Origin of the sequence: Pseudomonas sp. zfem001, from assembly GCF_032621725.1 — a bacterium.
GTDB lineage: Bacteria > Pseudomonadota > Gammaproteobacteria > Pseudomonadales > Pseudomonadaceae > Aquipseudomonas > Aquipseudomonas sediminis.
Genome location: NZ_JAVYJI010000002.1, coordinates 250,582 through 262,486, shown reverse-complemented (window position 1 = coordinate 262,486; position 11,905 = coordinate 250,582). Strand labels below are relative to the sequence as shown.

At 63.7% G+C, this 11,905-nt stretch carries 11 protein-coding genes and 1 pseudogene; 1 reads left to right on the top strand and 11 read right to left on the bottom strand.

All coding sequences use genetic code 11. The annotated features are described in order from the left end of the window. Window positions 1-3: 3 nt before the first annotated feature. The 9 genes and pseudogenes from RTH74_RS09215 to RTH74_RS09180 form a co-directional block, all read right to left on the bottom strand. The gene (locus tag RTH74_RS09215; RefSeq protein WP_316914469.1) at window positions 4-801 is read right to left on the bottom strand and encodes an acyl-CoA thioesterase domain-containing protein; all 798 of its coding nucleotides are present in this window, start codon (window positions 799-801) and stop codon (window positions 4-6) included. A 106-nt stretch (window positions 802-907) separates the two neighbouring features. Next, a complete protein-coding gene (locus RTH74_RS09210; protein ID WP_316914468.1) occupies window positions 908-1,678 on the bottom strand; it encodes a CHAD domain-containing protein in 771 nt (256 codons plus the stop codon). Between the two features lie 72 nt (window positions 1,679-1,750). Next, window positions 1,751-3,736, bottom strand: coding sequence for a DUF3488 and transglutaminase-like domain-containing protein (locus tag RTH74_RS09205; RefSeq protein ID WP_316914467.1), 1,986 nt, complete (start codon window positions 3,734-3,736; stop codon window positions 1,751-1,753). Next, window positions 3,733-4,689, bottom strand: coding sequence for a DUF58 domain-containing protein (locus RTH74_RS09200; RefSeq protein WP_099523839.1), 957 nt, complete (start codon window positions 4,687-4,689; stop codon window positions 3,733-3,735). Before RTH74_RS09200 ends, RTH74_RS09205 begins: the two co-directional genes overlap by 4 nt. Then, complete coding sequence (locus RTH74_RS09195; RefSeq protein ID WP_003460516.1) at window positions 4,689-5,606, bottom strand: AAA family ATPase; 918 nt, start codon at window positions 5,604-5,606, stop codon at window positions 4,689-4,691. Before RTH74_RS09195 ends, RTH74_RS09200 begins: the two co-directional genes overlap by 1 nt. Window positions 5,607-5,701: 95 nt before the next feature. Beyond that, window positions 5,702-6,418 carry a methyl-accepting chemotaxis protein gene (locus RTH74_RS24210; protein ID WP_420713161.1) on the bottom strand — a complete coding sequence of 239 codons (717 nt, stop codon included), beginning with the start codon at window positions 6,416-6,418 and terminating at the stop codon, window positions 5,702-5,704. 141 nt (window positions 6,419-6,559) lie between these two features. After that, window positions 6,560-6,706 (bottom strand): annotated as a pseudogene (locus RTH74_RS24205) (HAMP domain-containing protein); the annotation flags it as partial. 1,088 nt (window positions 6,707-7,794) lie between these two features. After that, entirely contained in the window at window positions 7,795-8,400 is a 606-nt protein-coding gene (locus RTH74_RS09185) for a flavin reductase family protein (RefSeq protein ID WP_099523835.1), read from the bottom strand. Further along, window positions 8,400-8,678 (bottom strand): hypothetical protein, encoded by a 279-nt coding sequence (locus tag RTH74_RS09180; protein WP_099523833.1) that lies wholly within the window; start codon window positions 8,676-8,678, stop codon window positions 8,400-8,402. Before RTH74_RS09180 ends, RTH74_RS09185 begins: the two co-directional genes overlap by 1 nt. A 233-nt stretch (window positions 8,679-8,911) precedes the next feature. Between RTH74_RS09180 and RTH74_RS09175 the strand changes: the two genes are divergently transcribed. Beyond that, window positions 8,912-9,922 (top strand): patatin-like phospholipase family protein, encoded by a 1,011-nt coding sequence (locus RTH74_RS09175; protein WP_143507483.1) that lies wholly within the window; start codon window positions 8,912-8,914, stop codon window positions 9,920-9,922. Here RTH74_RS09175 and RTH74_RS09170 read toward each other — a convergent pair whose 3' ends face one another. Further along, window positions 9,923-11,008, bottom strand: coding sequence for an AI-2E family transporter (locus tag RTH74_RS09170; RefSeq protein ID WP_099523829.1), 1,086 nt, complete (start codon window positions 11,006-11,008; stop codon window positions 9,923-9,925). 74 nt (window positions 11,009-11,082) lie between these two features. After that, window positions 11,083-11,886 (bottom strand): DUF4892 domain-containing protein, encoded by an 804-nt coding sequence (locus RTH74_RS09165; protein ID WP_106732165.1) that lies wholly within the window; start codon window positions 11,884-11,886, stop codon window positions 11,083-11,085. Window positions 11,887-11,905: the final 19 nt, after the last annotated feature.

Below are 11,905 nucleotides of genomic sequence, written 5' to 3'. Positions count from 1 at the left end.
GATTCAACCAAAGACGGTGACGGTCTGCCGGCTCAGGGCGATCAGCTCACCTGCGGGGGTCCACATCGCCGCCGCTACGTGCCCGTAACCATCGCGGGCATATTCGATGTCCGCGCGATACAGGCACCAGTCTTCGCTGCTGAGAGTGTTTAGCGGCTGGACGAACTCGATAGTCCAGGTCAGCGAGCTGCCCGGCGCCGGGCTTTTCAGATAGGGCAGCACCGCAGGCGGCCAGGCATCGACCAGTGCCAGCAAGTGCGCCTCGCTGAGCGCCTGTGGCTCGCGCTCACCACGCAAACGCACCCAGCCGCCCATCTGCCGCGATGGTGTGTTGCTGAAAGGCATGCCGCCAATTCCCCAGCGCATGGCCAGAAAGCGCGTGAACTCCGGCGTGACGTTGCGCACATAGGGCAACTCCTGACACTGCTCCACCGGCGTGATCTGCGGCGCGGCAAGCGCCTCCACGGCAATCGCCGAAGGGCGCGATGCGCCAAAGCTGCCCTGCACCACGGTCACCACCTGTCCGTCCTGAACCGCGCGCAGGAACATCTGGCTGACCGCCTTGCCCTCGCGTAGCACCTCGGCCTGAAAACTGACGGGAACATCCGGCGCCACGGGGCCGACGAAGGTGATAGCCAGCGAGCGCACCGGACGACCCTGCGGCACCTTGGCGCGCATGGCCTCGAACGCCAGAGCCGCCACCAGGCCGCCGAAACTGGCGCGGCCCTGCCCCCATTCAGCCGGGATCACCACGGCATCGGGATCGCGGCGCACCGCCTCAAGCATTTCGGAAAAGATCATATGCACCTCGGCATTCATCAATGGCGACGATCTTAGGGGATGCTGACGATTGAACGATAGTCCGCAAGGATGCCTATTCGGTCATATTTGCGGCGAGAATGACACCTTAGTCTGCATTCGGCAGGTCGCCATACAGCGCCAGCAAGGCATCATCGGCGCGCCCCTCTGCAGTCAGCAGAGCCTGCAGCCAGATGGCCCGGCAAGGTTCCAGGGACACCATCGCATCGGCCTGTGCCAGCCACTGCAGCCGATCGTGCCAGTCGCCCAGCGCGCTTTGCGCACGCTTGAGCCTGAGCTGCGCCGCCTTGCTCAAACGGCTTTGTGCGGGGTAGTTTTCAGCGGCGTAACGCACGCGCTTGATCAACAGGCGCAGGCGGTGGCGATCATGCGCCGGATCGCGCAACGCACGGGCCAGTTGTCGTTGCTGACGGCGCAGGCGACGCCGAATGCGTTTGTCTATATCGTTCAACTGGCCTTGCCTGGCGGCTTCACGCCAATTCGCCGGCCAGCCGTCGAGCAACAGCATCAGGTCCGCCAACTCGCGACTACTGGCAATGGCAGCGTAGCCTGCGGCGCGCTGCGCCTCATCGACAGGCGCCAGATGGGCCAAGCCCATGCGCGCCAACTCGGCGACCAGGACTTCGCGATCACGCAGTGGCCCACTGAGGCGGCCCAGCACCGCTGCTCCCTGCTCCAGAACATCTACAGCCGGCAAACCGCGTAACGGACGCAACAGGCTGCGCAATTGCCGCAGGGCAATGCGTAAATCGTGCAATGCCTCGGTATCGGTACAGTCGGCCAGCCGTGCCTGGCAGGCATACAACCGCACTTGCAGAGCCAGGACGCGGCCCAGGCAATGCTCGATGAAATCGCTCATGCTCGCTCCTCCAAACGAAGATGCATCAAGCTAACAGCCCGACCACCCACTCAAGCAAGTGGCCAATGGTCGCTAACGCGACAAGCGCCAGGGCAATGCTCTGCGCAAATCACTCAGTGCTTGCCGCAAAGCATCACGTGACGCTGGCCCGCCGGCATAGCGCTGCTGCTCGAAGCATCGGGCAAATGTCTCGATCTGCTCCGCCTGCTCGGGCAACTGCCGCGCCGCGCGCAACGCGAAGGAGCGTGCGCCCTCACCCGCTTCCCGGCGCACGTCATGGCGCGCCAACAGCCGCTCGAACTTGCGAAACGCCTGGCGCTGCGGATCAGGCCTTTGTTGCCAGGGTTTGAGCAGCCACAGCGCCAGCAGGCCGATCAAAAGCGCGCCAGTGCCCACCAGAGCGAGCGCCAGACGCTGCCAATCGAGGCTGCCGAACCAGTTCTGCAGCAGTTTCAGCTGCTGTTCACCCTGGTAACCCAGCACCCAGCGCTGCCAGCCGTAATTGAGGTTCTCCCAGCTCATGCGCAGCTGATTGAGCCAGGCCAGCTCGCGGTAGCGCAGCGGCGAGAAGGGTTGATCATCGAGAAAGCCATCCTCCGCGCTCAAGGCCTCTTCCAACCCTTGTTCGATGCGCTCGGGGGCGACCTGGAAAGTTGGATCGATGCTGCGCCAGCCACGGCCCGGCTGCCAGTACTCGACCCAGGCATGAGCATCGAACTGGCGTACCTGGATGTAGTTGCCATTGGGATTGAGCTCACCGCCCTGATAACCGGCGACGACTCGTGCAGGAATGCCCGCCGCACGCAGCACGAAGGTCATGGCGCCAGCGTAGTGCGCACAGAAACCGCGCCGGGTGTCGAACAGGAACTCATCGATGCTGTCACGCCCGAGAGGCTGCGGGCGCAGCGTGTAGACGTACGGTTCACGGTTGAAATGCTGCAGCACTGCGGCCACCAGCGCATCGCTCTGCGGGTACTTTGCCTTCAGCTCAGCCGCCCAGGCGCGACTGCGCGGGTCGCCCTGCTCGGGCAGTTGCAGTGCCTGGCGCAAACCGGGTGGCTCGGCCGATGCTTCACGTACTGCCTCAGGCCAGGAACGCACCTGGTACAGCAGGGGCCGATCTACCGGACGCAGCCTCTGCCAACGGAAGTCGTTCATCATCCGCCCGCTGTCCTGCGCCATCTCGCCGACATCCAGGGCGTACAGCCAACGCTTGCCGCTGGGCTGCATGATGATGCTGTAATCGAGCGGCTCGCCGGCCTTGCTCCACTGCGGCGCGACGGGTACATCAGCGTAACTGGACTGCGACCAGCGTCTGCCATCGAAACGCTCCAGTGTCAGAGCACGCCAATACAGCTGCCCCCTCGCCGGCACTTCACCCTCGAAGCTGGCGCGAAAGGCCAGTGTCGAGGAACGACTGAGCTCGGCGATATCGGCCGGCTCCATGCTGTCCGACAGGCCAGTGACGCCCTTGTCGCTGGGCATTGGTAGCGACCACAACGGCCCCATGCGCGGAAAGAACACGAACAGCAGCAGCATCAGCGGTATCGCTTGCAGCACCAGGCCACCCGCCAGGCGCAGAGGCGGCCAGGGGCGTTCGGCAAAGCCACTGTGCTGCAGGCCGACCAGCGCGGTCAGTAGCGCCGTGACCGGCAGCAGGCTGTAGAGCGCGGCAAGAATGCCGTCCTCGAACAGATAGGCGGTCACCACGCAGAAGAAACCGAGGAAGATCAGCACCAGCGCATCACGCCGCGTGCGCATCTCCAGCAGTTTGAGGGTGAAGGTGGCGATCAGCAGCACCGACGCGGCATCCAGCCCCACCAGCGTGCCACGCGAAAGCAGGATGCCAGCCAACACCAGCAGCACCAGGCCACCCTTTGCCCAACCATTGGGATAGCGCGCACGCATGCGGAAGATCTGCACGCGCCAACCGGCAGCGCCAAGCCAAAGCGCGATCATCCACAGCGGCAGATGTACCAGATGCGGCACGATCACCAGCACCTGGGCGACCAGCAACCAGGTCAGAGCGATCCTCGGAATACCCGGCAGACTGCTCATGCGCGCGCTCCGAACAACGCCAGGGCGCGCAAGCAAACATCGCGATGTCCCTCACCGTAATCCGGTGCGATCACCTGCCCAGGCAGTTGCAAGCCGAATGCCTGTTGCCGCTCGGTGAACTGCAGCACCCAGTAGCAGAGCAGCGACAAACGCATTTCGCTGTCGCCACCCAGGCTGTCGAAGTCCAACCACAGATCGCGGCCGCTGAGCATGGCGAAATCCTTGACCAGCAGGCCCTGGCCACGTGAATAGGCCTTCCAGTCCAGGCGCCGTTTCGAATCGCCCGGCTGATACTCGCGCAGACCCTGGAAATCATCGGCGCCCTGGCCGCGGGCACGCATGCCCTCTTCCTCCTCCTCTTCGCCCAGGCCTGCCGACAACGGCAGCTCACCCTCCAACGGCCGCGGGTAGACCAGCACCGCCTGATCCAGATCGACCCAGCTCCAGGCCACCAGCAAGCCCAACGGAAAACGGCTTTCCACCCTCAGACGCTCGGGTCGCAGCCAGCCACGTCTCACGGCTGGCTGGCTCAAATCCACTTCGGTCTGCCCCTGGCGCGGCACATCGCGCACTACCAGCTCAGACGGTGGCCAGCCCAGCGCCACGGCCTGGTGCTCGCGCTCAGGGCTTTCAAGGCGCACGCGAAAGCGCGCCTGCTCGCCGACGAACACTGCCCCGCCACCACCGGCCTTGAGCACCAGCCCGGCCAGGTTGCGGTAGGTATGCAGAATGGTGACGACGAACACCGATACCAGCAGGAAGGTCAGGCCATAGGCCAGGCTGTTCTGATAATTGATGCCCACCAGCAGCATCAGTAGAAGTGCCACGGCAAACACAGCCCCGACCCGACTGGGCAGAATGAAAATGCGCCGCTGATTCAAACGCACGCTGGCCGCTGGCGGAATACGCCTGGCCAACCAGCGCCGCCAGAGCGGCTTCAGCGCTGCACGCATCAGAGCGCCGGCACTTCGCGCAGCAACCATTGCACCAGACTGCCACCACCATGACCGGTAGGGTCGGCGCGCTCGCGCAGACGGTGCCCCACGACTGAAGGCAGCACCGCTTGCACGTCTTCGGGAATCACGTAATCACGTTCGGCCAGCAGCGCCCAGGCCCGCGCTGCAGCCAACAACGCCAGACTGGCCCGCGGTGACAAACCCCAGGCGAACTGCGGCTGACTACGCGTCGCCTCGACCAGACGCAGCACATAGTCGATCAGCGCATCGCTGGCACGCACCTTGGGCACCTGCGCCTGCAGGCGGGCCAGTTCGGCATGGTCGAGAATGGATTCCATGCGCGGCAACAGATCACGCCGGGCATCGCCCAGCAGCAAAGCCCGCTCCGCCGCTTGCGCCGGATAGCCCAGTGACAGACGCATGAGAAAGCGATCGAGTTGGGATTCGGGCAAGGCGAAGGTGCCGCCGCTGCTGACCGGGTTCTGCGTGGCGATGACGAAGAACGGCTCGGGCAACGGCCGGGTCGCGCCCTCGATGGTCACCTGGCCTTCTTCCATGGCTTCGAGTAACGCACTCTGGCTCTTCGGTGTGGCGCGGTTGATCTCGTCCGCCAGCACCAGCTCAGCGAAGATCGGCCCCGGATGAAAGACGAACTGCCCGCTGTCCTTGTCGAATACCGAGGTGCCAAGAATGTCGCCCGGCAGCAGGTCAGAGGTGAACTGGATACGCTGAAAGCTCAGCCCCAGCACGCGCGCCAGGGCATGGCTGAGGGTCGTCTTGCCCATGCCCGGCAGGTCTTCGATCAGCAGGTGACCACGCGCCAGCAGGCAGGTCAGTGCCAGGCGCACCTGCGCCTCTTTGCCCAGCAATACCTGATTGACCGAGTCGAGACAGGCATCCAGTTTGGTTCGCATCGTTGGCTCCTTATGCAGAACACTGATGCTACTGGGGCGCCGAGGCGTGGCATAGCTCTATGCAAAGTTTGCTCACGAAACTGTGAGGGCAGACGCTATGTCAGGCGAAAGTGCCCTGCCATGCCCTGTAGCTCCCGCCCCAGCTCAGCCAGCTGGATGCTCGACGCGGCGGTTTCGTCCATGGCCGTGGCTGACTGATCGGCAATATCGCGGATCGAGGTGACGCTGCGGTTGATTTCCTCGGCGACGGCGGTTTGCTGCTCCGCTGCTGCGGCGATCTGCTGGTTCATCTCCGAGATCAGGCTCACCGCCTCGGCAATGGCCGTCAGGGCGCCTTCGGTCTGGCTGGCGTCGCCAACCGTCAGGCTCACCAGGCTGGCGCTCTGCTCCATGTCGGTCACCGCGCGGCGACTACCCTCGCGCAAGGCCGCTATCAGCGACTCGATTTCCGCGGTGGATTGCTGCGTGCGTTTTGCCAACGCCCGTACCTCATCGGCAACCACGGCAAAACCACGCCCCTGTTCTCCGGCACGCGCCGCTTCGATGGCCGCGTTGAGCGCCAGCAGGTTGGTTTGTTCGGCAACGCTCTTGATCACCTCGAGTACCGCATCGATGCGCTGAGTGTCCTGACTCAGGCGCTGAATGCTCTCGGTGGTTGCGTCCATGGCACGAGCCAATTGTTCGATACGCTGCAGGGTCTGGCGCACCACCTGGCTGCCTGCACCGACGCGCTGGTCAGCCTGCTCGGTGGAAACCGCTGCCGCTTCGGCATTGCGCGCCACCTCATGCACCGTGGCAGTCATCTGGCTCATGGCAGTGGCAACCTGGTCGGTCTCCAGCTTCTGGCCATTGACGCCCTGGCGCGTCTGCTCGGCAGTGGTCGAAAGGATTTGGGCAGAACTGGAAATCTGCGCCACGCCCCCCTGCAGGCGACCAACCATATCGCGCAGGTTGGCGGACATCCCTTGCATGGCGGCGAGCAGTTGACCGATCTCGTCACGACGATCCTGTTCGATGCGCACACTGAGATCACCAGCGGCGATGGATTCAGCGAGGCCGATCACTCGCTTGAGCGGACGCACGATGGCCAGGCTGATCATGATTGCCGCGCTGAGGCCAAACAGCAGCGCCAGGGCCGCCGCCGCGATGATCAGGCCACTGCTGGCCTGACGCTCGGCATGCATGGCCTGACGCTGGGTTTCCAGGGCCAGCTCGACCCGCTGCAGCAACTGCTCGACCTGAGCAACCAGTTGCCCATATACCTGTTTTTGTTGCTGCAGCTGGGTGGCGTATTCCTTCAGACGTTCATTGAAGGAGTCGACATTGACCACCACCTCACCAAGCACCGCGGCATAGCCGGGATCATCCAGCGCATCGCGCAACTCGGCAGCCAGGGCTTGCGCCTCGCCGGCCTGGGCAATTTCCGCCTGCTCGCTGCTATCGCTACGCCGACTGGCCTCCAGACGCTGGCGTGCCTGATCCAACGCCTGCAGCAGCAACTGATGGATCTTGCTGACCTTGCCAGCCTGCGCAACCGAGTCACCACCACGCTCCCCTTGGGAGCTCTTGAGCAGGTCGACGCCATCTTCGGCCAACCCCTCCTGCAGCAGATCCAGACTGTTGGCCGCGCTGACCACTAGCCAGTCAGCGGCTTGCAGGGACAGCTGCATGTTGTCGGTGAGTTCAACGTAACGGGCAAAAGCGCTGCGGTAGTCGGCAAGTGCAGGCTCGACCTGCGCCAGAATGGCAGCTGTGTCGCTATCGAGCTCACCTTGCAGCGCCTGTCCGGCCTGCAAAATACTCTCAGCCTGCTCTGCCAGCCGCTCGGCGTGCTGGCTGTCGCCACTCAGCGCGAACGCCTGCTCACTCTGGCGCATGCGCAGCACCTGCTCGCCAAGCGCACTCATGCGTTGCTGCAGCTCGGCGCCAGCACTGACTTCACGCAAAGCCAGCAGACCAGTAACCGCCACCAGAGCGGTCAGAACCAATACCAGAGCAAAACCCAGCATCAACTTGCTGGCCGTGCTCAGACTGGCCAGCCGCTTGCTCAATGAGCCACCCATGACAACCCCCTGCCTACTGCAGCCAGCCCGAATTCTGGAACATAGGAGCGCAGCGCTACTGGCGACAAGCCAGCAGACGCCAAGATGGCCGGGAGAGTTAACTGGACGTCGTTTTCAGAACGGGTTCAGGGCCGCTGCATCTGGAAAAGATCGCGTGTGCGGCAGTAGGCGCTGCCTCCCAGGCGACCGACCAGATCGAGCTTGCGCGGGTCGATACGCCCCTGCTCGTTAAGCACCGCATCATCGATATGCGCCAGCAGTACCTCGGCGAAGATCAGGTGACAATTGGGTTGTTGCGGCGGATAGGGCTGGATCTGCGCTACGCGGCATTCGAAGGTCACCGCTGCGCCAACGACGCGCTGCACGTCGATGCGCTCGCACGGCTGGCTGGCGATACCACAGTGGGCGAACTCGCTGACCTCATGGGACAGTATCGCAGCACTGGCATTCATCGCCTCGGCCTGGGCGAAGCTGACCAGTTGGATCGCCAGTTCGCCACTGGCCTGGGCATTGCGCAGGCTGTCCTTGAGGCTGCCGTCATCGCGAGTATTGACGTTGACCAGCAAGGTCGGCGGATTGTCGCTGATCACCTGAAAGAAGCTGAACGGCGCCAGGTTGGCTACGCCGTCGGCCGAACGTGTCGAAACCCAGGCGATGGGCCTGGGGGTCACACTGGAGGCCAGCCAGCGGTAGGCCTCAAGCGGGCTCAGATCGGCGAAATCGAGTTGCATCAACGTCCCGCTCGCGATTCACGAATGTAGAAGCGCGCACGTTCGGCCTTGCTGGTACAGCCTGCGTAGGCTTCGAACTGCTGCTGGGTCTTGGCAGCGGTGAGCAGAGAGAATGCCTTGGAATAGCTCACCGTACCGGCGAAGCCTTCGGCCTCGGCGATGCTCAGTTCCTTCCAGGCGGCATCCAGCTGATTGGCGCAGGTCTCACGGTAGACGGTCTTGCCGGCACAGCCGACGAGCGTCACCGCAAGCAGCGGCAAACAGATCCAGTGTTTCATCGACCACACTCCTCGAACGGATATGACTACGGGTTGGCCCAGACTATGACGCTGCGGCATGGGGAAAGTGCCCGGCGCCCGCCGCTTCGCTTGCCTGATCATACCGGCGCCGACGAACGGATGGCGAGCCCATCGCCCCTGCGAAGCTTCAGCCGACAGATTCTAGCAAACGCGCCCTTGGCTGAGCCTCATAGCCCGAGTAAGGTCGGAGCCTTCACAGAGGGAAGTTATCGATGAGCAAGAAAGTGGCGCTGGTGCTGGGCTCGGGAGGTGCGCGCGGCTATGCGCACATCGGCGTGATCGAGGAATTGCAAGCGCGCGGTTATGAAATCGGCTGCATCGCCGGCTGCTCGATGGGCGCGGTGGTCGGCGGCATCTTCGCCGCCGGCAAGTTGCGCGAATACCGTGAATGGACGGAAAGCCTGGATTATCTCGACGTGTTGCGCCTGCTCGATGTCAGCTTCCGCCTCGGCGCGATTCGCGGTGAGCGCGTATTCGGGCGCATTCAGGAAATCGTTGGCGACGTGGATATCGAAAACCTCGCCATCCCCTTCACCGCCGTCGCCACCGATCTCACCAACCAGCAGGAAATCTGGTTCCAGGAAGGCTGCCTGCACCAGGCGATGCGTGCCTCGGCGGCGATCCCGAGCTTGTTCACTCCAGTCATCCAGGGCAAGCGCATGCTGGTCGACGGCGGTCTGCTCAACCCGTTGCCGATCGTCCCGGTGGTGTCCAGCCACTGCGACCTGATCATCGCGGTCAACCTCAACGCCACCAACCAGAATCACTACCAGTTGCCAGTGATCGAACGGCCTGCCGCTCTCAAGGGGCGCATCGACCAGTTGATGACGTCGCTCGGCTCGCGTCTGCCCAGTTTTCGCCGCAAGAGCGAGGACGAAACCCTGCTGCTCGCCGAGGAGCAGAGCCTCGCCGATGACGTCAGCCCGGCCGCGGCGCCTAGTCGCAAAGAGGACGATGAACCCGCGCCAAAATCCGCCAGCGGCTCACGCGTAGCCGAATTCAGCGGGCCAGCGTCACTACTGGAGCTGGTCAACCAGAGCTTCGAGGTGATGCAAACCTCATTGGCGCAGTACAAGATCGCCGGCTACCCGCCGGACATCCTGATCAACGTGCCCAAGCGTGCCTGCCGCTTCTTCGAGTTCTACAAGGCGCCGGAGCTGATCATGCTGGGTCGGCAGATCGCTCGCGACACCCTCGATAAATACGAAAGCGAACGCGGCTGATCAGCCGCGTGTTTCCTCGCCCGGCAGTGGTTTGTCGACCACTGCTTCAGCCGGCGGCGCCTTGTCCGCCACCCAGTCGCTGAGCAGGCTGTAGGCCACCGCCAGCAGGGTCGGGCCAAGGAACAGGCCCATGAAGCCGAAGGCCAGAATGCCACCGAATACGCCGAGCAGCACCACCACCAGCGGCAGGTTGCCGCCACGGCTGATCAGGTAGGGTTTGAGGATGTTGTCCACCCCACTGATGATGAAAAAGCCCCAGATACCCAGGAAGATCGCCATGCCGATCTCGCCCTGCCACACCAGCCAGGCCACAGCAGGGCCCCAGATCAGCGGAGGGATCATGATGAAGCTGAAGGCGAAGGTCAGCAGGCCCAGCACCAGGGCGCCCGGCACCCCGGCGATGACGAAACCGATGTAGGCCAGCACGGCCTGCGCGGCGGCGGTACCGATCACGCCGTTGACCACCCGCTGTACGGTGCCGGCGACCAGTTCCAGGTAATGATCGGCACGCTCGCCGATCAGTCGCTCTAGCAGGCTGTGCACGAACACCGCCAGGCGCGGCCCGTCACGGTAGAAGAAGAACACCAGCACCAGGCTCAGGGCCAGCTCGACCATGCCCGCACCGATCTTCGCACTACGTGCCACCAGCCAGTTGCCAACCTGGCCCAGATAGGGCCGCAGCGTGTCGAAGAAAGCTGCGCCCTGCTGATCGATGGTGCGCCACAGCTCCACCAGGCGATCACCGACCAGCGGAATACTGCCCAGCCAGCTCGGCGGTGGCGGCAGACCTTCGACCTGCAGATCCTTGACCAGCGCGTTGGCGTCCTTGATATGGTCAGCCAGGTTGAACCCCAGCCACACCAGCGGCACCGCCACCATGATCACCCAGACGCCGGTGAGGATGCCCGCCGCCAGCGCCATGCGCCCATTGAGCAACTGCGTCAGCAGACGCATCAGCGGCCAGCTGGCAAAGGCCAGCACGGCGGCCCAGAACAACGCCGACCAGAATGGTGCCAGCACCCAGAGGCTGGCGGCCAGCAGGCCGAGCAGAAGAATCTGCACCAGCAGACGATCATTAGTGGCCATCAAGCGAAACTCCCTTCGACGAAACGACAAAGCGCCCTTACGGGCGCTCTGTTATGGCGATTGCGAGTGCTAGCTTAACGCAACAAACGCACGCTCAGTGTTTCATCCGAACTTTCACCCAACTCCAGGCGAGCTTCGCGCACACGCTGCTCGATCAACGCCTCGCGCCAGGCTTCGGCCTGGCTACCGGCGAGGCTGACGCGCAAGGTGCTGTCGAGGTTGAGACTGCGCGCCAGCACTTCCACCCAGGCGCTGTCGGCCTTGGCTTCGTCGGGCAGTTTCAATTGCCCATCGGTACGCAACTGACGCAGCAAGGTCGCGGGCGTCGGTAGCAACACCCCCAGAGGGGCTTCAGCATCCAGTTGCTCGGCATGCAGGTAAGCGCGGCGATTTCCACGGGTGATGCTGTACAGCGCCAGCAAGCTCTCGTGGTTCGGCTCGGCCAGGCGCAACAGTGCATACGCCTGCTGGTCGTCGGAGCCATACAGCGTGGCATTACCGAACACCGAGTTGGCCCACAAGCTGCTCGCGCCACACTCACGGCCTTGGCACCAGTAAAGCAGTTCCGCGCCCTTCTCCAGCAGGGTTTCCCGCGCTTCGGTGAAGACCTGATCGGCACTGTGGGTGCGCGGCAGCTCGTAGGTCACCGCACTGTGCTGGCCCTGCACCAGAACCTCCCGCTCATAGCGCAACCGCCCGCTGATACGGCGAATGGAGCCTTGCGGGTAGATGCGCTCGACATCGGGCGCTTCCTTGAAGGCGACGATGTGGCTGGCGGGGAAACGCGGCAATACCTCAAGGTCGCGACTGCCAGGCAGATCGGCTGCCAGCACGGCCCCACTGCAAAAGGTGGCAAGCGCTGCCGAGAACAGCTTCATGCGCCCCGTCATCGAGTGC